At 69.7% G+C, this 19,272-nt stretch carries 16 protein-coding genes; 5 read left to right on the top strand and 11 right to left on the bottom strand.

Features of this window, described 5'->3' with window-relative positions; translation table 11 throughout:
* The 3 genes from Ato02nite_RS02515 to Ato02nite_RS02505 all read right to left on the bottom strand — a co-directional run bounded on the left by Ato02nite_RS02515 (position 1) and on the right by Ato02nite_RS02505 (position 2,955).
* Positions 1 to 1,068, bottom strand: coding sequence for a DUF3616 domain-containing protein (locus Ato02nite_RS02515; protein ID WP_213004681.1), 1,068 nt, complete (start codon positions 1,066 to 1,068; stop codon positions 1 to 3).
* 35 nt (positions 1,069 to 1,103) lie between these two features.
* Complete coding sequence (locus tag Ato02nite_RS02510; protein WP_213004680.1) at positions 1,104 to 2,480, bottom strand: M20/M25/M40 family metallo-hydrolase; 1,377 nt, start codon at positions 2,478 to 2,480, stop codon at positions 1,104 to 1,106.
* A gap of 103 nt (positions 2,481 to 2,583) precedes the next feature.
* Positions 2,584 to 2,955 (bottom strand): VOC family protein, encoded by a 372-nt coding sequence (locus tag Ato02nite_RS02505; RefSeq protein ID WP_213004679.1) that lies wholly within the window; start codon positions 2,953 to 2,955, stop codon positions 2,584 to 2,586.
* Between the two features lie 171 nt (positions 2,956 to 3,126).
* On the opposite strand from Ato02nite_RS02505, the gene Ato02nite_RS02500 reads away from it, so the two are divergent.
* Entirely contained in the window at positions 3,127 to 3,603 is a 477-nt protein-coding gene (locus Ato02nite_RS02500) for a hypothetical protein (protein WP_213004678.1), read from the top strand.
* A 464-nt stretch (positions 3,604 to 4,067) separates the two neighbouring features.
* Here the strand turns inward: Ato02nite_RS02500 and Ato02nite_RS02495 are convergent, their stop codons facing one another.
* The 3 genes from Ato02nite_RS02495 to Ato02nite_RS02485 all read right to left on the bottom strand — a co-directional run bounded on the left by Ato02nite_RS02495 (position 4,068) and on the right by Ato02nite_RS02485 (position 6,806).
* Positions 4,068 to 4,673, bottom strand: coding sequence for a hypothetical protein (locus tag Ato02nite_RS02495; RefSeq protein WP_213004677.1), 606 nt, complete (start codon positions 4,671 to 4,673; stop codon positions 4,068 to 4,070).
* Between the two features lie 155 nt (positions 4,674 to 4,828).
* Positions 4,829 to 6,148: an ATP-dependent 6-phosphofructokinase gene (locus tag Ato02nite_RS02490; protein WP_213004676.1), complete on the bottom strand. Its 1,320-nt coding sequence runs from the start codon at positions 6,146 to 6,148 to the stop codon at positions 4,829 to 4,831.
* Between the two features lie 25 nt (positions 6,149 to 6,173).
* Positions 6,174 to 6,806 carry a SanA/YdcF family protein gene (locus Ato02nite_RS02485; RefSeq protein ID WP_213004703.1) on the bottom strand — a complete coding sequence of 211 codons (633 nt, stop codon included), beginning with the start codon at positions 6,804 to 6,806 and terminating at the stop codon, positions 6,174 to 6,176.
* 81 nt (positions 6,807 to 6,887) lie between these two features.
* Between Ato02nite_RS02485 and Ato02nite_RS02480 the strand changes: the two genes are divergently transcribed.
* Complete coding sequence (locus Ato02nite_RS02480) at positions 6,888 to 7,580, top strand: GNAT family N-acetyltransferase (RefSeq protein ID WP_213004675.1); 693 nt, start codon at positions 6,888 to 6,890, stop codon at positions 7,578 to 7,580.
* On the opposite strand, the gene Ato02nite_RS02475 is transcribed toward Ato02nite_RS02480, so the two are convergent.
* The 3 genes from Ato02nite_RS02475 to Ato02nite_RS02465 form a co-directional block, all read right to left on the bottom strand.
* Entirely contained in the window at positions 7,573 to 9,801 is a 2,229-nt protein-coding gene (locus Ato02nite_RS02475; protein ID WP_213004674.1) for an exo-beta-d-1,3/1,6-glucosidase, read from the bottom strand. The two genes, Ato02nite_RS02480 and Ato02nite_RS02475, sit on opposite strands and share 8 nt — an antisense overlap.
* Positions 9,802 to 9,939: 138 nt before the next feature.
* On the bottom strand, positions 9,940 to 10,173 hold the full coding sequence (locus Ato02nite_RS02470; protein WP_246606009.1) for a hypothetical protein: 234 nt from the start codon (positions 10,171 to 10,173) through the stop codon (positions 9,940 to 9,942).
* An 8-nt stretch (positions 10,174 to 10,181) separates the two neighbouring features.
* Positions 10,182 to 13,064, bottom strand: a complete 2,883-nt coding sequence (locus tag Ato02nite_RS02465) for a tetratricopeptide repeat protein (protein WP_213004672.1) — start codon at positions 13,062 to 13,064, stop codon at positions 10,182 to 10,184.
* A gap of 218 nt (positions 13,065 to 13,282) precedes the next feature.
* On the opposite strand from Ato02nite_RS02465, the gene Ato02nite_RS02460 reads away from it, so the two are divergent.
* Positions 13,283 to 13,939 (top strand): DUF2238 domain-containing protein, encoded by a 657-nt coding sequence (locus Ato02nite_RS02460; RefSeq protein ID WP_246606008.1) that lies wholly within the window; start codon positions 13,283 to 13,285, stop codon positions 13,937 to 13,939.
* Here Ato02nite_RS02460 and Ato02nite_RS02455 read toward each other — a convergent pair.
* Together Ato02nite_RS02455 and Ato02nite_RS02450 are read right to left on the bottom strand one after the other, a co-directional pair.
* Positions 13,876 to 14,409, bottom strand: a complete 534-nt coding sequence (locus Ato02nite_RS02455) for an SET domain-containing protein (protein ID WP_213004671.1) — start codon at positions 14,407 to 14,409, stop codon at positions 13,876 to 13,878. The genes Ato02nite_RS02460 and Ato02nite_RS02455 overlap by 64 nt on opposite strands.
* Positions 14,410 to 14,452: 43 nt before the next feature.
* Positions 14,453 to 15,769, bottom strand: a complete 1,317-nt coding sequence (locus tag Ato02nite_RS02450) for an aspartate aminotransferase family protein (protein ID WP_213004670.1) — start codon at positions 15,767 to 15,769, stop codon at positions 14,453 to 14,455.
* A gap of 83 nt (positions 15,770 to 15,852) precedes the next feature.
* Between Ato02nite_RS02450 and Ato02nite_RS02445 the strand changes: the two genes are divergently transcribed.
* Positions 15,853 to 16,764: a LysR family transcriptional regulator gene (locus Ato02nite_RS02445; protein ID WP_213004669.1), complete on the top strand. Its 912-nt coding sequence runs from the start codon at positions 15,853 to 15,855 to the stop codon at positions 16,762 to 16,764.
* Positions 16,765 to 16,913: 149 nt separating this feature from the next.
* On the top strand, positions 16,914 to 18,992 hold the full coding sequence (locus Ato02nite_RS02440) for a hybrid sensor histidine kinase/response regulator (RefSeq protein ID WP_246606006.1): 2,079 nt from the start codon (positions 16,914 to 16,916) through the stop codon (positions 18,990 to 18,992).
* Positions 18,993 to 19,272 lie beyond the last annotated feature (280 nt).

Raw genomic sequence — 19,272 nt, 5'->3', positions numbered from 1 at the left:
CTATCGGCCCGGGAGCAGCAGGACGTCGGCGATGACGCAGCCGTCGTCGGTGAGGCGGGCGCGGGCCGGGCTGTCGTAGACGACCAGGACGCGGTCGTCGCCCAGCATGCTGATGCCCTCGGCGTGGTCGTCGCCCTCGCCGAAGGTCAGCTCCAGCTCGCGGGAGATCAGGTCGTCGCGGACGATCTGCGGGGTGTCCAGGCGGGCCGCGCCGTGCCAGCGGTAGACGCGCACCGGGCCGTCCAGGTCCATCGTCGGGCCGGCCAGGATCAGCAGGTCGTCGCCGTCCGGGCAGAGGTCGCGCACGCCCAGGCCCTCCAGGTCGAGCACGTGCTTGCGGTAGACCTCGCCGTCGGAGAACTCACGCAGCCGCAGCCGGTCGGGGTCGGCGTCGTCCACGTACGGCCGGAGCTCCAGCACGAACGCCCACCCGCGCAGCACCGGGCCGCGCAAACCCAGGTAGACGCGGTCGCCGCGGACCGCGATGCCCTCCACGTCGAGGCCGTTGTCCTTGCCCGGGATCGGCAGGAACGGGCCCAGATGCTCGTCGTCGCGCAGCAGCGACCGCAGGTTGTCCCGGCGGCTCAGCGCCGCCGCCCGGTGCCGCACCCCGTCGATCACCGTCTCCCTCACCGGCGTCGGCACGCCGTCCACGTCGGCGATCGGCAGCCGCACCAGGATCTGGCGGTTGTCCTGCCCCTCGATCCGGGCGAGCCGCTTCAGCGCCTTGCCGCCCAGGTGGCGTTCCTTGATCTGCTTGCGGCGCAGGCTGTGCGAACCGACCGCCCACAGGAAGTCGCCGGTGCGGGCCAGCCCCTCGACGTCGGCCTCCTCGTCGGCGTCGTCGCCGGGCAGGTCGACGAAGTCGGCGATCCGGAACGAGGTCTCGCCCCCGAACTCGGCGGCCTTCTGCGGATCGTCGGCGAGCAGCCGTTCCACGGTCGCGGTCTCGTCACCGGCGATCCAGAGCACCTGTCCGTCGAGCCGGACCGCGGAGAGGTTGGTGTGCGTGGCCGCGTCCCGGGACGTCTCCCCGAACCGCAGCCGAACCGTGTAGTCGACCGTCATGACGCCATCGTGTCATCTCGGCGCCGCCGAAATTGTCAGCTGGACGGCTGAGGGGCGGATACCGGGCTGCGGTTGCCGTCGCCGTCCACCGCCCGTACGCCGAAGAAGACGTTGTCCTTGGAAAGGTCGACGGTCACGGTGGTGACGTCGCCTACCTCGAGGGTGTGGGTCCAGTCCGGCTCGGTCGTCTCGCGCCAGAGCACCTCGTAACCGGCCAGGTCCGGCTCGGGGTTGGGCTGCCAGCGCAGAGTGGTGGCATTGGTGAGCTGGGTGGTGTCGATGACCACGCCCTTCGGGGTGCCCGGCGCCTGGGACAGGGACCAGAGGGCGGCCGCGTTGACCCGGGCCACCCGGGCGATGTAGCCGAAATCGCAGAACTCGATCAGGTCGCCGTACTGCACGCCGTCCTCGACCCGGACGTTCTGGTGCTCGTGGGCGAAGTTCTCCCGGGGCTCGGTGAACCGGGCCGCCGGATAGCCGCGCAGCAGGAACGAGATGTGGTCGCTGCCGCGCAGGTAGCGGTCCCGCCGCCAGATCTGGCGCACCCGCATGCCGGTCAGGCCGTTGCCGGCCACCTCGTCGACGAACCGGCCCAGCTGCCGCGACGGCCCGTCGTTCTCGCCGCCGACACTCTTGCGGACGCCGGCCTCGGCCGCCGTCTCCGAGGTGGGGATGCCCTCGACGAAGAGCCGGACCGTGTGCGGGTCGTTCGCGGTGCCGTCGTGGGCGTTGCCGGTGCCGACGATGTCGTTGCTGAACATCGCCTGCACATCCACGCCCTGGTCCTTGTATGTCTGGGCCAGGTGGTCGGAGCCGTACAGCCCCTGCTCCTCGGCGGCGACCGCGGCGAACACGATGGTCGCCTCGGGGGAGCGGGTCGCCATCACCCGGGCCAGCTCCAGGACCACCGCCACACCTGACGCATCGTCATCGGCGCCCGGCGCGTCACTCGTGGCATCCATGACGTCGGTGACGCGCGAGTCGTAGTGGCCGGTCACCACGTACACCCGGTCAGGGGTGACGCTGCCACGCAGCGTGGCCACGACGTTGGTGATCCGGGTCGGTGCCGGGATGCGGGACGAGACCGGCTGGATGAACGAGTCCAGCGTGACGGTCATGCGTCCGTCGGAGCGATCCGCGTACCGCTGGAACTCGGCCCGCAGCCAGTCCCGCGCCGCGCCGATCCCGCGATCCGGATCGTCCTGGGCCGACAGGGTGTGCCTGGTGCCGAAGGCCACCAGCCGCCGGATGATCGCCTCGACCCGCTTCGGATCGATCTCCCGCAACATCGCGCGCAGCTGCGGATCGGCGACGGGTTTGCGCCGCGCCGCCGCCTGCGCCGGCCCGGCAAGACCGGCCGTGACGGCCGCCGCGGAAACCGCCATGAAGCTACGCCGAGTCGACTTGGCCATGCCGTCACTCTCGTCCCTCGACCCCAACAAGTCCACGGTTATCTATATAAAGACCACCCAAATCCTTGTGTACGGGTCACCGCGGCCGCCCTCGCCCCTCCGCTCAGGTGATGAGCGTCGTCTTCGGGCGCAGGATGCAGAACTCGTTGCCCTCGGGGTCGGCGAGCACGGTCCACGACTCCTCACCGGTCTGACCGATCTCGACCCGGCGTGCGCCCAGCGCAACGATCCGGTCGACTTCGGCGTCTCGTCCGTCGGGGCCCGGTGCGAGGTCGAGATGGAGACGGTTCTTGTTTGCCTTGCTGTCGGTCACCGGCATGAAACAGATCCCGACGGGCGCATTCTCACTCGGGCCGATGACGACTTCTCGCTCCCGCTCGGACAGGATCTCCCAATCAAGGACGCGGGACCAGAACCGGGCCTGGGACGCGATGTCACGCGCGTCGACGACGATGTGGTGCAGGGACACGGTCATGCCCGCCAGTCTGCGGGCCGGCGACGACCACGACCATCCCGGAGGCGGCCGGCGGCCACCCGCTCGAGAAAGTTGGAAGTCCGGGCGGGTGTGACCTGCGCTCCGTAGGGTCAGTCCGTGTCCCGGGAATGGCGTGCGGGAATCATCGGGGGTTCGGCCCTCCTGACGCTGGTGAGCGGCTTCCTGCCGTGGTGGGCGATGCGGGTGGGCACCGAGACGTTCGTCGGATCGGCATGGCGAATGTCCTCGCGATGGACCGTGTCGGTCTTGCTCACGGTGGCAGCCGCGGTCGTGTGGCTGGCGTGGCGGATGGCCCGTGCCCGGGTGCCGGTGGCGATATTGCTGGCGGCTCTTGCCGCGGTTGCGGTCTCGGTGTTCCTGACACTTCAGCAGCGCAGCGATGTAGAGCTTTGGCCTCCCGCCGAGGTCACGGCGACCCCTGTGCCCGAATTTCAATTGTCGGCAACAGTCGAGGTGTCCGGCACCGAGTTCGCGGAGTCGGTGATGCCACGGGATCACCTACGGCGGTACACCGACCCCCGCATCGAGGCCGGAACGAGTTACGGCTTCTGGGCCGGGCTCGCCGGCATGACCCTGACCGGGCTGGCGTTGGTCGTTGCCGGCAGGGGCGGCCGGTACCAGAGTTGACACCCGGATAACGGCCGCGCCGGACGGCCCCGATCGGTCTCACCAATGCATCCCGGGCGACCGCCCTGTCCTGACGCTGCGTCACGCCGCGTCAGGCAGGTGCGCACTCTATGCGGCATGAGCGGACGTCCCGGGGGCGATCGACTTGTGCTGCCACTTCACCGATCATGAACCTCATGGAGGACCAGCAGTCGGCCGAGGGTGCGGCAAAGGTCATCACACTCTGCGGCTCGACCAAATTTGAGGCTGAGTTCGCGGAGGTCAACCAGCGGCTCACGATGGAAGGTTGCGTCGTGATCAGCCTTGGAATGTTCCGCCTCCCCGATCTGCCGGACTACGACTGGACAGTCGACAGCTCGGACCTGAAGGGGCGGCTCGGCAGCGTGCACTTTCAAAAGATTCGCATGGCTGACGAGGTCAGGCGGTGGCACCGGGCCGGCTCCGGAGCGGGCCGGAGTGGGGGGTCAGGCGGTCGCGCTCGGGGTGGGGGTGGGCTCGCTTGGTGCTGGGGCCGGGCGGCCGTCTCGGCGCTGGTCGCCGCCGGGGTTGCCGCCGCGGAAGCGGTCGCCGTCCCGGCCGGGGAAGTTGCCGTCGCGTGGGCCGTGCTGGAAGCGCTGGGTGCCGCGGTCGTCGTGCCGGTCGAAGATCGCCACGGCGGCGCCGACCCCGCAGGCGCCGAGCACCAAGCCCACCACCAGGCCCGCGGCCGCGGCCAGCAGGGGCACGCGCCGGGAGCGGAGGCCGCCCGTGGCCGTGCCGACCGGCTGCCAACCGGCGGGTTGTGCGGCCGGCGACGGGCCGGGCGCAGCCGATGTGGCCGCAGGCTGCGCCGCGGCGGGTTGCTCGGCAGTGGCCTGCGTGGCGGCTTGATCGGCGGCTGGCTGCGCGTCCACCGGCTGCGAGTGGGGCTGTCCGGCGGTTGATGGCGTGGCGGGCTGTTCGGCGGCTGGGTGGGGTGCGGTCGGCGAGGGCTGGGCGGGTTGTGGTGCGGCCGGCTGCGGGACGGCGGGCTGGGCGGCTGTGCGCTGCTCGGCTGTGGGCTCGTCAGCGCCGGGGGTTCTGTCGCTCATCGGGGGCTCCGGATCTTCAGGTGCGGCGTTGATGGTGTCGAGGATCGGCGCCGGACCTGAAACGGGAGGGGCATTCGCCTAAGAATTGGCTATGAATCGGCTCGCATGTGTCTATGAACCGGACGGCCCGGCTGGGCGGATCTCGCGGAAACGCCTCAGGCGGCCGCTCGGTGCGGGAGTTCGGTGAACTCGGCGGGCTGGCCGGTGGCCTCCAGGACCGACATCCACAGGTCGCCGTTCGGGTCCACCTGGTTGCGGGTTGCCACCGCCAGCGGGATCGGGACGTGCACGAAGCGATTGCGCCACGTGCCGACCACCATCTCGGTTCGGCCGGCCATCGCCGCGTGCACCGCGGCCTGGGCCAGGCGCAGGCAGTAGACGCTGTCGTAGGGGTTGGCGGGCACGCTGCGAATCACGTAGCTCGGGTCGATGTATTTGAGGTTGGCCTCCTCGCCGGCCGCGGCGAAGTCGTCGAGGATGCGGCGGCGCAGGTAGACGCCGAAGTCGCCGAGGCGCTTGTTGCCGGAGGCGTCGGTGCCGTCGGCGGCCAGGTAGTCCTGGCCGGCGCCCTCGGCGACCACCACCAAAGCATGCCCGCGTTCTCGCACCCGGCGCCGCAGGTGCGGGAGGAACGCCTCCACGTCGGCCGGCACCTCGGGGATCAGCACGTAGTCGGCGTCGTTGTTGGCCAGCGCCGCGTAGCAGGCGATGAAACCGGAGTGCCGGCCCATCAGCTGCACCAGCCCGATGCCGCCGGGCTGCGCGGTGGCCTCGGTGTGCGCGGCCCGGATCGACTCGGTGGCCTTGCCGAACGCGGTCTGGAACCCGAAGCTGTGGCCGATGAACGGGATGTCGTTGTCGATGGTCTTCGGCACGCCGACCACGGCGATGCGGCGATCCCGCAGAGAGACCTCCTCGGCGATCCGCTGGGCGCCGCGCATCGAGCCGTCGCCGCCGATCACGAAGAGGATGTTGACGCCGAGCTGGTCGAGGCAGTCGACGATCTCGGCCGGGTCCTGGTTGCCGCGGGACGTGCCGAGGATGGTGCCGCCGTGCTCGTTGATGTGGTCGACGACGAACGGGGTCAGCTCGACCACGTCGTGTCCGTGCCGGGCCACCAGGCCGCGGTAGCCGTTGCGGAACCCGACGATCCGCCGCACGCCGTAGTGCGAGTTCAGCTCCAGGACCAGACCACGGATGACGTCGTTGAGGCCGGGGCAGAGGCCGCCGCAGGTGACGATGCCGACCCGGATCTTCGATGGGTCGAAGAAGATCTGCCGGCGAGGGCCGCCGGGCTCGAACGACGGCGGTTCGCCGGTGCGCCCGGCCAGCAGGGCCAGGGTGTCGTCGAGCAGCACCCGATCGGTCTCGTCGACGTAGTGCTCGGTCGTGCCGCGCCGGGTGACCAGGCCACCCAGCGGCGAGCTGATCCGGCACTCGCCAAGGGTCCGCACCAGCAGATCAGCCGAATCCATGGCGGCAGACTAGGCCGCCAACATTTCAGGAAAGAGCGTCCTCGACGCCGGTCTCGTGGCGGCCCAGGAACACCGGGTCGCGGTGGGAGAGCATGTCGGCGGCGGCCTTCACCACGGCGCCTCGCTCTCGGATCACCGAGTTGCGCCACGGGGCCGTGTAGATGCGGACGGTGTCGTCGGCTACGCCGGTTGCGTCTATGCCGAAGTGGCGGCAGAGCGTTACGGCCCGGTCGATGTGGTAGCTCTGCGTTACCACGATGGCCTTGCCGACGCCGAAGATCTTCCGGGCTCGCGCGCACGAGTCGTAGGTGTCGAAGCCCGCGTAGTCGAGCACCACCTGCGACGCCGGCACGCCCCGGGCCACCAGGTAGACCTGCATGGCGCCGGGCTCGTCGTACTCCCAGCGGCTGTGGTCGCCGGAAACCAGGATCGCCTTCACCTTGCCCGCGTCGAGCAGCCGTTTCGCGATGTCGAGGCGGGCGGCCAGGAACGGCGAGGGCTGGCCGTCGGGGTAGACCTCGGCGCCCAGGACCAGGGCGACCGGCGCCGCCGGCACCGACGCCTCGTCGTACACCCGCCCGGCGGCACCCTCGCGCACCCAGACCGACGAAGAAACCAATACGAGTACGCCGAGAAGCGCGCCGAGCGCACCGGCCATCACTAGTCGGCGGGAGAAGCGAAAGACCAGGTACGGGAGCGGCACCCGGATGACGGTGCCAGATCATGTCAACATGGCGTAATGCTCCATGACATCGACGACCCCGTGCTGCTCTGGGCGGCTGACCAGCCGGGGGCGCGATTCTGGATCCGGCCCGGCGCGATGGCGGTCGCCTGCGCCGACCTGTGCACCAAGGACCGGATCGCGATCCACGGCGACCCGGCCGAGGTGGCCGCCCTGCTGTGCGACGAGGTGTTCCCGGACGTCGGGCCGAGCTACCGCCCGGTCGGCCGGGAAGATCTGGTCGCCGACGTCGCGGCCCGGGTGGACGGGCTGGAGGTGGCCGGCCGGTTCGCCTGGATGGAGGTGACCGGGCCGGTCGACCGGAAACAGGCCGGGCGGTGGCTGTTCGACGACGAGCTGGCCCAGGTCACCGCGATGATCGACGCGTACTTCCCGGACTCCTACGCACGGCCCGGCGGCAGCGGCGTGCACCGCTGGGCCGGGCTGCACGACAGCGACGGCACCCTGGTCGCCGCGGCGGCGGACGCCTGGTCGACCCCGGCCGTCGGGTTCCTGGCCGGGGTCGTCACCCATCCCGAGATGCGCGGCCAGGGCCTGGCCCAGGCGGTGTGCGCCTACGTCACCAACGAGTTGGCGGCCGGGCGCACCCGGGTCGCGCTGCTCGCCGACTACTGGAATGTCGCGGCTGTCACGGCGTACAAAAGCCTTGGGTTTGATCTTCGGCCGTTGGCGGCCGCCAAGGTCAGCTGAGCCGGAAGGCCGCCTTCAGCAGGTCGCGCTCGCGCGACGACGGGCCCACCTGCAGCTCGAAGTCGCCCGGCTCGACCACCCGGCGGCCGTCCGCGGTGACCAGCGAACACGCCGACGCCGGCAACTCCAGCTCGACCGTCACGGTCTCGCCGGCCGGCACGGTGACCTGCTTGTACGCCTTCAGCTCGCGCACCGCCCAGGTGACGCTCGTGACCAGGTCACTGACGTACATCTGGATGGTCTCGAAGGACGGCCGCCCGCCGGTGTTGGTGAGGGTGACCGTCGCCCGCACCCGGTCCTGTTCGGTCCAGACCAGCAGGTCGTCGTAGGTGACCGGGCTGTAGGACAGGCCCTCGCCGAAGACGAACAGCGGGTCCTGGGTGAGGTCGGCGTAGCGGGTGCCGTGCTGGCCGCGGATCTGGTTGTAGTAGACCGGCTGCTGGCCGACGTGCCGCGGCACCGACAGCGGCATCCGGCCGGTCGGCTCGATCTCGCCCAGGATCAGCTCGGCGATCGCCCGGCCGCCGCGCATGCCCGGGTTGAAGGCCTGGATGACCGCGGCCGCGTTCAACGCCGACTCGGGCAGCACGCACGGCTTCGAGTTCATCAGCACGACGATCATCGGGGTCTTGGTGGCCGCGATCGCGTTGAGCAGGGCGATCTGGCCGCCCTGCAGCTCCAGGGTGGCGGTCGACTTGTGCTCGCCGGTCAGGTTCACCGTGTCGCCGACCACCACGACCGCGTAGTCGGCGCGGATCGCCTCGGCCCGGGCCAGGTCGATCAGATGGTCGTCGACCGGCGCGCCCTGCGAGATCGGCGGCCGCGGCTGGCCGTCCGGGTAGGTGTCGCCCTCCGGGTCGGGCACGAGCCGCTCGATGTCGGCGCCGCGGGCGTGCGTGATGTCCCAGCGGTCCGGGGCGACCGCGCGGAAACCGTCGAGGACCGTCTCGGTCAGCTCGCGGGGGTGGCCGTCGGGCATCCAGTCGACCTGCCCGGAGTTGCCCGCCCAGTCGCCGAGCTGCGCGGAGACGTCGTCGGCGTTCGGGCCGATGATCGCGATGCGCTTGAAGTTCGCCTCGGTCGCCAGCGGCAGCACGTTGTTGCGCAGGAGCACCAGCGACCGCCGGGCCACCTCGAGGTTGAGGCGCTGGTGCTCGTCACTGCCGATTACGGCTTGTTTCTCCTGGTCGGGCCCTCGCGGGTCCTCGAAGAGGCCCATCTGGAACTTGAGCCGCAGGATCCGGCGGACCGCCTCGTCGATGTCCTGTTCGGCGAGCAGCCCGCGCTCGACCGCTTCCTGGGCACCCTCGAAGAAGCCCGGCGTCGTCATGATCAGGTCATTTCCTGCCTTGACCGCCAGCGCCGCCGCCTCCGCGTAGTCCGCGCAGACCTTCTGCTCCCACACCATTCGCCCGACGTTGTCCCAATCGGTGATGAGGGTGCCGGAAAAACCCCATTCCTTTTTCAGTACGTCGTTGAGCAGCCATTTGTTAGCGGTGATCGGCACGCCGTCCATCGACTGGTAGCCCAGCATGAACACCTCACACCCCTCCTTCGCCACCCGCTCGAACGGCGGAAGGAACCAGGAGCGCAGCTTGCGGGGGCTGATGTCGGCCTCGCTCGCGTCCCGGCCACCCTGCGTCTCCGAGTAGCCGGCGAAGTGCTTGGCCGTGGCCAGGATGCCGGTCGGGTCGGCCAGGCCGTCGCCCTGGTAGCCGCGGACCATCGCCGCACCCAGCTCGCCGATCAGGAACGGGTCCTCGCCGAACGTCTCGTCGGTGCGGCCCCAGCGCAGGTCGCGGGCGATGCACAGGACGGGGGAGAAGGTCTGGTGGATGCCGGTCGCGGCCACCTCGACGGCGGTGACCCGGGCAACCCTCTCGACGAGAGAAGCGTCCCAGGTCGCCGCCATCGCGAGCTGCGTCGGGAAGATCGTGGCGCCCGGCCAGAACGAGTGCCCGTGAATGCAGTCCTCCGCCGTGAGCAGCGGAATCTGCAACCGGGTCTTGGCGACCAGGTCGATCGCCTCCAGCATCTTGGCCGGCGACGTGTGCAGGATCGAGCCGGCCAGCTTCTCGCTGACGATCTCCTTCACATCGCCGCGAGCATCCAGCTGGAGCATCTGCCCGACCTTCTCCGGCAAGGTCATCCGGGCGAGCAGATCCGCGACCCGCTCGTTGACGGGCAGGGCTGGATCCCGGTACGGGAGATCAGCGGGCACTCGTGCCTCCGGTCATCACGACCGCGGTGGCACGGTCAGTGGAACGCTAACAACCGGCAGTCTTCCAGGACGGAACCGGTTCCGGCACCCCGGTTTGGTTCCGGAACTGTTCACTCAGTTATCTGGATGGATTTGATCTCAGTTGTCGGGGTCGCTCTCGTCGATGCTCGGGACCTCGAAGCCGGCCGCCTCGATGGCCTCCAGGCGGGCCTGCTCGGCTTCCTTCTCCCGCTCGACCAGGGTGGCGTACTCCACCAGGGCGGAGGGGTCCGCGGAGTCCTCGAGGCGGTCGAAGAAGCGCTGGGTGGTCCGGACGGCCTCGGCGTAGGCGGCCGCGGCTTCCCGAAGGGCGATGATCGTCTTGTCTGCCATACGGACAGTCATACCACCGGGGGATGTGGGGTGATGCCGAGGACGGCGGCTTCCTCGTGGCGCCCGTGCTGAACGTAGGCCGCCTGCAGTCCGGCTACCGCTTGCCGGTATTGCGGCGCGTAGAGCGTGGTGTCGGCGGCGAGGCATGCTTCGTATTGCCTCAGCGAGTCTTGGCGGTGCGCGAACTCACTGTCGTGATCTTCGAGTTCGCATAGGTTCGCCGCCTGATTGTGCAGGGCGCGTGCGAACTCAGACCGGTGGGCTGGGTTTTCGGGGTTGAGTTCTTGCCAGATGGCGATGCTCTCTTCGGAAGCCGCGTGGGCCTGCCGGTGGTCTCCCAACTCTGAAAAACGGCTACTCAGGGCGTTCAGGGCTTGGGCGAGGAGGGGGCGGTGCGCGACGTTGTCGGCGGCCAGGTCTCGCCAGAGGACGACGGCCTCGTTCGTAACCGTGAGCGCTTGTCGATGTTCGCGCAGCCCGGACAGGTCAGTGCCGAGGTTGATCAGGGCGCCGGCGAAGTCGGGCCGATAGGCGGGGTTATCGGGGACGATGGCTCGCCATAGGTCGACTGCCTCGATGGTGGCGGAGATCGCCTGTCGGCGTTCCCCCACCTCTGCCAGATGGCTGCCGACATTGTTCAGGGTGCGGGCAAGGTCTGGTCGATGCGCGGTATTCACGAGAGCGAGCTCCCGCCAGACGGCGACAGCCTCGTTGGTGGTCTGTAGTGCTTGTCGATGTTCGCCCAGCTCTGCCTGACGACTGCCGAGGTTGTTCAAGGTGCTCGCGAGTTCGGCCCGATCGGCAGGTTCGTCGGCGACGAGATGTCGCCAGATGGTGACGGCCTCGTATGTGGCTGCCATGGCCCGGAGGTACTCGCCCAGGCTGGACGAGTGGTTGCCGAGGTCGTTGAGGGCGCGAGCGAGCTCGGAGCGGTAGGCAGGATCGTCGGTAAGAAGGTCTCGCCAGATGGTGACGGCATCGATGCTGGCCAGCTGAGCTCGCTGCCGGTCACCTAAGTTCGCGAGACATTTTCCGAGGCTGTTCAGGGCGCGGGCGAGCTCGGAGCGGTAGGCAGGATCGTCGTTAACGAGTTCCTGCCAGATAAGAACGGCCTCGTTGGCGGCTGTGAGGGATTGTCGGTGTTCACCCAACTCCCTCAGCCGGTTGCTGACGCTGCGCAAAGCGTCTCCGAGGAATGCGCGGTAGGCGGGATTGCCGGCAGCGAGCTCTCGCCAGATGGTGACAGCCTCGGCTGTAGCCGCGCGGGCTTGCCGATGTTTGCCCAACCGGGACAGACACGAGCCGAGGTTGTTCAACGCTCGGCCGAGTTGCTCCACTCCCTCGTCGCTCGTGTCTGCACGCCAAAGGGAAACCAGGCGTCGAGCCACGGAGAGTCTGGTCCGGGGAAGCGAGTAATCATCAAGCTGCCGATCCAATGCCGCGAACGTCGCCGAAGTCGCGTCTATGTCGGAGATGAAGGTCGCGAGGTGTTCGTCGAGCATCGCCGTGTGGTGGATGGACGCGAAGCGGATTGCGAGCTGCGCTACCTCAGCGCCGCCGGCCCGCCAGACACGGGCCAGGATCGGGAGCGCGGCCGGGAAGACGCTGGCTGCCCGGGTCAGGACCGTGAGGACCTGCTGTTCCTCGGTCTGGTCCAGGTCGGCCAGCAGCCGGACGGCCAGGTTGGGGTGCCGGAGGAGTCGGTCGACGATGAACCAGTCGCCCAGCAGGTCCGGCTCGATGCGGTAGCCGGCCGCCGGATACAGGTGCGCCACCCAGCGGGCGGCGTTGCGTACCTGCAGTTCGGAGGCATCCGCCAGGTCCGGCAAGCGTCGCAGCACCAATGCCGCCGCCTGCTCGCCGGTGCCGCCGCGCAGGGCCAGCGCCAGGACGCATCGCTGCCTCACCTCGGCTCCCAGCGATAACACGCCCCACGTCTCGGCAGACGCGGACGACTCCCACCAAGCCTCCTCATGGGCGAACAGCTCGCCGATAACCTCGCCCGCCGACATTCGGCGGACGACGCCGGACGTGTCTCGCTGCGGACCGGACGCGAGCACCGTCAGCAGTGCCCGGGCCAGCAGGATCAGCGTTGTCTCGCCGTCGGTGCCTACGTGGCCGGCCAGCGTTTTGGCGGTGGGTGCCGGCACGCCCAGCCGTACCGCGAAACGGCCGACCGCCTGGGCATACCAGCGCTCCCGGTCGCCGGCGCCGCCGAGCGCGCCGACTTGCAACACCGGGCCTCGGGCCAGGTGCCGGGCCGCGTCGGGCACCAGCGGTCGCAGCATGGCCTGCAACGACGTCCCGTCCCGCACCACCAGCAGGATGCGCAGCCAGGGTGCGCCGGTGTGCTCGGCGGCCGCAGCGAGGAGATCCGGCAGGTCGGCTCGGGTGTCCGCATCGTCCACCAGTACCAGCGTCGGGTCGCCGCCGGCCGCGATCGCACGGACCGCCTCGGCGCCCCGGCCTGGCACCAACCAGCCGGCGACCCATGGCTCCGGCAGGGACAGGCCGAACTCCAGAGCCAGGCGAGTCTTGCCGACGCCGGCGGGCCCCGACAGGACCAGCACGTTGACCAGGGCCTCCTCGTCGGACCAGTCCTGGAGTTGTTCGAACTCCATCCGGCGGCCCTGTGTCGGCATCACCCGGCGGGTCGCCACCAACAGGTCGAACGCGCCGCCCCCGCCACCGCTGTCGGCCGAGTCGACGATGGACAGTACCCGTGCGCGGGCCTCAGCCGCGGCCTCGCGCTGATCCCGGGATCGCAGGCGCATCTCCCAGGCCACCCAGCACCCGGCCGCCACCAGCGCGCCGGCCGCCAGTGCCCAGGACCAGCCCGACGTGGCCAGGTTGGTCAGGGCGCCGACGATCGCGCCCAGAAGCGTCGACACGCCGGCCGGAACCCCGTGTCGCCCCCATCGATCGTGCACCTCCTCAGCGTTCACAGTGCGCAGTGCGGACGGGATCATCCGGGAAGGTAGAAATCGACGGCGGTTGTCCGGTACCGCCTGACCGGATTCGTCAACCGACGCACCCGGCCCGGAGATGGCGTGCCTGCTGAGTACGGATACCCGTGACGGGCGGCCGTTCCGGGACGAGGCTGTACCCCGTGACCACACCACCGCGCCGTGAGCCCGTGATTCTGCTGGCGGTCGGCCTCGTCGCCCTGGTCGTGTCGGCGATCGGGGCCGCCTCGCTCGGCACCTGGTTCATGGAGGTGCTCGCGGCCCTCATCGCCGCACCGATCCTGGTGCTCACCTACCGGCGGTTTCCGCTTACGCCGGTCGTCTACCGGCTGATCCTGGCGCAGGCCCTGATCCTGATGATCGGCGGCCACTGGACCTATGCCGAGGTGCCGGCGGGCGACTGGGTGAGGGACGCCCTCGGGCTTGCCCGCAACCCGTACGACCGGCTCGGGCACCTCGCTCAGGGGTTCGTGCCGGCGATCATCGCCCGGGAGATTCTGCTGCGCCGCACCCCGCTGCGGCCGGGCGGCTGGCTCAGTGCCCTGGTCCTCTGTGTGGTGATGGCGGTCAGTGCCACCTGGGAGCTGTTCGAGTGGGTGGCCGCGCTGATCGGCGGTTCCAGCGCCGATGACTTCCTCGGCACCCAGGGCGACGTCTGGGACACCCAGTGGGACATGGCGATGGCCGCGGTAGGCGCGATCGTCAGCCTATTGCTGCTGAGCCGACTGCACGACCGTCAGCTGCTCGACCTGGGCCGGCGTGACGCGTGGATCCGGGCCAGCAGGTCCGGCACCCAGTGATCGCCGTATCGCCGCTGCAGGTCGGGCCGCGACCAGTCGTTCCCGGTGACCGAGCCGCGGCACAGCGGGCTGCCGCAGCGGCACGGCATGACGAAATCCTCCTCGCCGGTGCTCGTCGCGTAGTCGTTGGTGAGCTCCTCGCCGGCCGCGATGTCCCGCCGGGCGGCGAGTGTGTAGGGCGCTGACCACCATAGGTTCGGGTCGCATCCGTGGTTGCCCTTGCCGTTGGGCCGGCCCGGCGGCAGCACCAGGTGGACGTCGGCCGTCACGGTGATGGTGTCGACGTATCCCGCGCCGGCCCGCAGGAGCCGACGTAACTCGTTGCCCGGCACCAGACGGCCGCCGATGCACGACACCGCGGTGCCCGCCGGAAGGCTGACCCGCGTGAACAGCCCCTCCCCGGCGATGGGGGAGGGCCGAACCTCGACGGCCGGGTGGAGCCGGCAATCGGGCTCCGGAGGCGGCCACATGGGGCAAACCTATGTCAGCTGACCGCGGCGCGAGGACTGGTCGTCAACGGCTGAGCGGGAACCGCGGCGTCACCTCCGCCAAGGCCCGGTCGAGGATCTCCAGGCCCAGGTCGAGCTCGGCGTGGGTCGAGGTCAGCGCCGGGGCGATCCGGAACACCCCGCCCATCGCGGGCAGCTGCACCACGTTCATGTGCAGGCCGAGCTCCAGGCAGCGCCGGGTGACCGCGGTGCCCAACTCGTCGGCGGGCTGTTTCGAGTCGCGGTCGCGCACCAGTTCGAGGCCGATGAGCAGGCCGCGGCCGCGCACGTCGCCGATGACCTCGTGCTTCTCCGCCAGACCCCGAAGACCCTTCCGGAGGTACGCCCCCAGCTCGGCGGCCTGCTCCGCGAGTCGGGAACCCTCCAGCACATCCAGGACGGTGTTCCCGACCGCGGCCACCAGCGGGTCGGAGACGTGGGTGGTGAAGAACAGGAACCCCCGGTCGTGGGCGGTCTGTTCGATCTCGGCCGACGTGATCACGGCGGCGAGCGGCAGGCCGGCGCCGAGCGTCTTGGACAGGGTCAGGATGTCCGGGACCACGCCGTCGCGCTGGAAGGCGTACCAGTCGCCGGTGCGGCACAGGCCGGTCTGGGCCTCGTCGAGGATCAGCAGGCCGCCGCGCTCGTGGCATTTGTCGCGCAGCGCGGCCAGGTAGCCGGGTGGCAGGTCGAGCACCCCGCCCGAGCTGAGGATGGGCTCGATGATGCAGGCCGCCAGGGCGCCCACCGACTGGGCGTCGAACAGCTCGAACGCGAAGTCCAGCTGCCGCCGCCAGTCGAGCGAACCGTCGGCCGCGGTGAAGTCGGGGCGGTACGAGTTCGGCGTCGGGATCGCGAAGTTGCCGGGGGCGGCCGGCCCGTACCCCTTGCGCCCGGAGCTGTAGGTGGCGCTCGCCGCCGCCTGCGTCATGCCGTGCCACGACCGGGCGAAGGAGATCACCTCGTGCCGGCCGGTGACCAGTTTTGCCATCCGGATGGCCGCCTCGTTCGACTCGGCGCCGGTGGTCAGCAGCAGCACCTTCTCCAGCGGGTCGGGCAGCGACTCGGCGAGCCGGCGGGCCAGGTCGACGACCGGGCGGGACAGCATGCCGCTGAACAGGTGGTCGAGGGTGGCGGCCTGCCGCTGGATGGTGGCCACCACGGCCGGGTGGGAGTGGCCGAGGATCGCGCTCATCTGCCCGGACGTGAAGTCGAGGAGCTGACGGCCGTCGGCGGTGTAGACGAAGCTTCCGGAAGCGCGCTCGATGATCTCGGGGACGAAGCGTCCCGCGCCGGAGTAGCGGACCAGGTGACGTTCGGCGTCTTCCCAGAAATCAGCCATGAGACGACGCTAGAAAGTCACCGAGCATCACGTCCAGCGCACATTTGTGCCACTGCTGTTAAGCAGAGCCGTACAGTCCGTTCATGACGCTCAACCCGTGGCGCCTGCGCCTGCTCACCGACCTGGCTACCTACGGCACGGTCCGGGCTGTCGCCCAGCGCGGCAAACTCAGCCCGTCCGCGGTCTCCCAGCAGCTCGCGACGCTGGAACGGGAGACCCGCACGGCACTGCTGGAGCGCACCGGCCGCCGGATCCGGCTCACCGCCGCCGGAGTGCTGCTGGCCGGCCGGGCCCGGGAGATCCTGGCCGCGATGGACGCCGCCGAGGCCGAACTGCGCGGTCTGGCCGACGAGCCGGCCGGCACGGTGACCCTCGCCGCGTTCCAGAGCGCCGTGCACGCCCTGGCCGAACCGGCCGTGGCCGTGCTCGCCGAGCGGCATCCGGACGTCACCGTCGTGCTGCTGGAGTCCGAGCCGCACGAGAGCATGCCCGCCCTGCGCCGCGGCGACGTCGACGTCATCATCACGACCAGCGACTTCGTCGGCGCCGAGCTCGATCCGTCCATCGACCTGGTGCCGATCGCCGAGGACGAGATCGTGCTGGTCCTGCCGGACGACCACCCGATGACCCGAGACGAAGCGATCAGCCTGGACAAATGCCATGGGCAGCGCTGGACCTTCGACGTGACCGGCTCGTACATGTCCGAGCTCGCCACTCGCCTGTGCCGCGCGGCCGGCTTCGAACCGGACGTGATCTGCCGCTTCAACAACTACATGATCGCGTTGCGGCACGTGGAGAAGGGCCGCTCGATCGCCCTGCTGCCCAGCCTCGCCGTCGACCCCCGCTACCGGGTCACCACCCGCCCGCTCACCCCGCCGGTGACCCGCCGGATCACCGCCGCCGTCCGGCGGCCGGCCACCCCGCGCCCCGAGATCACCGCCGTTCTCAGCGCGTTGCGGACCCCACTCAACCTTTCCGGCATCCACGGGCGTTGACCTGTCCGCCCTCGAGAAGACCCACCGGCACTGGAAACGGGTGTCCACGATGGACGCGCCGGTCGCCTACGTGCGCCGGGCCATGGTCAACACGGCGACGTCGTGGCGGCGGCCCGATCAGCGACCCCTACGTCCGAAACGTCGGGGACGTGGTCAACACGCAGGAACCAGCGTCGGCGCGTTGTGCGGCTCATGATCGCGGTCCGGCCACATCCGCCGGGGGCGATCTGCAGGCCCAGGACTTCACCTGTTCGCCGAACGTCGGATCGAGCGAAAGATCCGGGATTATCCTACCGATATCCGGTCATAACAAACCGATATCAGCTTCACAGAAGGGTCACGCCTCGATGAGGCCTTCGTTACCGGCCTTTGATGAGCGAGCGGCATGGCGGTCGCCCTACGTCTTGGTGTCGGTGGCGACGGTGACCCTGCTCGGAGCGATCTCCGCGGCCGCGCCGGCGCGGCTGCTCGTGTTCGGCGTGATGGCGATCGGGGCGCCGCTGGCCGTGGCCGCGGCCAATCCGCCGGCGGTCCTCGCCATCGGCGGCTACGCGCTGCTCGCGGCGTTCGCGATCTCCACCTGGCAGGGTCTGCTGGGCTCGACCGATCAGTTCGTGCGGCTGCTGACGGTGGTGTGCACCACGCTGATCAGCTGGGGCATCGCCGGCCACCTGCGGGCTGCGTTGCAGGCCATCACCAGTGCGGCGCGGGAGCGGGAGATGCTGGCCGCGATTGTGGAACAGTCCTCCGACGCGATCATGGTGAGCCAGCTCGACGGCACTCTTACCGCCTGGAACGGTGGTGCGGAACGGATTTACGGCTACACCGCGGCCCAGGTCATCGGCAGGCCGGTCACCGACGTGATCGGGACCGATGAGCCGGAGCGGCTGCGTCGATCGCTGAGTGATCTGGCCGCCGGCAAGCGGATCCGGTTGGACGAGACTTCGCGGGTACGCGGCGACGGCACGCCCTTCCTCGTTTCCATGGTCGCCTCGCCGATTCGGGACGAGCACGGCACCGTTGTCGCCGCTGCGGCCACCGAACGGGACATCACTGATGAGAAGCTGGCCCGGCAGCGTTCGGCGCGGGCCGCCCGGCTCGAGAGCCTCGGCCAGCTCGCCGGTGGCATCGCCCACGACTTCAACAATCTGCTCGCCATCATCCTCAACTACGCCGACTTCCTCGCCGAGGAGGTCACCGGCGAAGGCACCCGCGACCTGGCCAGGATCCGGGATGCCGCCGACCGAGCCAAGTCCCTCACCGGGCAATTGCTGGTGTTCGCCAAGCGGGAACCGACCAAGGTGGAGGTCGTCGACCTCAATGAAGTGGTCACCGATGCCGGCGAACTGCTCAGCCGCACTATCGGCGCGAACGTCCGGCTCGTCTGTCGGCCCCGCAATCACGCCTTGCCGGTGTGCGCCAACCGCGGACGGCTCGACCAGATCCTGCTCAACCTCGTCATCAACGCGCGCGACGCGATGCCCGACGGCGGCGTGGTGGTGGTCGAGACCGACCTCGCCGAGGTCTGCGCGGGAGACGCCACGCCGTTGCCGCCGGGACCGTATGCCCGCCTGACGGTCAGTGACACCGGCACCGGTATGACGGCAGAGGTGCGAGACCGGCTGTTCGAGCCTTTCTTCACCACCAAACCGGCAGATCAGGGCACCGGTCTCGGCCTGGCCACGGTCTACGGCATCGTGGGTGATGCCGATGGGCACATCGGCGTGGAGTCGACCCCGGGCGTCGGCACGACCTTCCGTATCCTGCTGCCACCGGCGGCAGAGCCGGCCGACCAGCCGGCAGCGCCGGCCGCAAGGCGCTCCCCCGGTCACGGTGAGCTGGTGGCGGTCATCGAGGACGAGGAATACGTACGGGATCTCGTGCTCCGGATCCTCCAGGAGAACGGGTATCACGCCATCGCCCTGAGCGAGGGCTCCGTGGCCGACGCCGACCTGCACGGCGTGGCCCTGCTGATCACCGATATCGTGCTGCCCGACAAATCCGGCCCGGCGCTCGCCGACCAGATCCGGGCCCGGCACCCGGACCTGCGTGTGCTGTTCATGTCCGGCTACAGCGACACCGAGCTGCGCCGCCAGTACAGCCTCGGCGAGACGACCCGCATCGTCCACAAACCGTTCACCGCCGTCGAACTGCTCGCGAACGTCGGTGAGGCCCTCTCCGCTGCGCCTACGACCACCACGCCCATGATGCAGCCGTCGGAGAAATGATCGGCGCGCTCGCGCGCTTGATCATCCGAGCCGTGAAGCCCGCAACAAACCTGTTGTGGGCAACGTTCACTATCGATCGCAAGATCCATTCGCGCGAACCGCGATGATGACGTCATGTCCACCGCAGGGTCGACGACGCAGTGCATTCCAAGATCGATGAGGTGGCCATCACGCGCCCTCTGTCCGTACGCGTCGATGCTGTGTCCGAGGAGGGGGCCGAGCGAGTCGATCGTGACCTTCCAGAGGTTTGCCCACGCACGCCTCGGCCCGACCACGAAAG

Source organism: Paractinoplanes toevensis, from assembly GCF_018332695.1.
In the GTDB taxonomy this organism is placed as follows: domain Bacteria; phylum Actinomycetota; class Actinomycetes; order Mycobacteriales; family Micromonosporaceae; genus Actinoplanes; species Actinoplanes toevensis.
This window is presented reverse-complemented; position numbering and strand designations above follow the sequence as displayed.

Coding starts and splice junctions, on each gene's coding strand:
- Ato02nite_RS02480 (WP_213004675.1), top strand. CDS start 6,888: ATGCTCCATGACATCGACGACCCCGTGCTGCTCTGGGCGGCTGACCAG.
- Ato02nite_RS02515 (WP_213004681.1), bottom strand. CDS start 1,068: ATGACGGTCGACTACACGGTTCGGCTGCGGTTCGGGGAGACGTCCCGG.
- Ato02nite_RS02455 (WP_213004671.1), bottom strand. CDS start 14,409: ATGTGGCCGCCTCCGGAGCCCGATTGCCGGCTCCACCCGGCCGTCGAG.
- Ato02nite_RS02490 (WP_213004676.1), bottom strand. CDS start 6,148: ATGGATTCGGCTGATCTGCTGGTGCGGACCCTTGGCGAGTGCCGGATC.
- Ato02nite_RS02495 (WP_213004677.1), bottom strand. CDS start 4,673: ATGAGCGACAGAACCCCCGGCGCTGACGAGCCCACAGCCGAGCAGCGC.
- Ato02nite_RS02485 (WP_213004703.1), bottom strand. CDS start 6,806: ATGGCCGGTGCGCTCGGCGCGCTTCTCGGCGTACTCGTATTGGTTTCT.
- Ato02nite_RS02505 (WP_213004679.1), bottom strand. CDS start 2,955: ATGACCGTGTCCCTGCACCACATCGTCGTCGACGCGCGTGACATCGCG.
- Ato02nite_RS02510 (WP_213004680.1), bottom strand. CDS start 2,480: ATGGCCAAGTCGACTCGGCGTAGCTTCATGGCGGTTTCCGCGGCGGCC.
- Ato02nite_RS02450 (WP_213004670.1), bottom strand. CDS start 15,769: ATGGCTGATTTCTGGGAAGACGCCGAACGTCACCTGGTCCGCTACTCC.
- Ato02nite_RS02445 (WP_213004669.1), top strand. CDS start 15,853: ATGACGCTCAACCCGTGGCGCCTGCGCCTGCTCACCGACCTGGCTACC.
- Ato02nite_RS02470 (WP_246606009.1), bottom strand. CDS start 10,173: ATGGCAGACAAGACGATCATCGCCCTTCGGGAAGCCGCGGCCGCCTAC.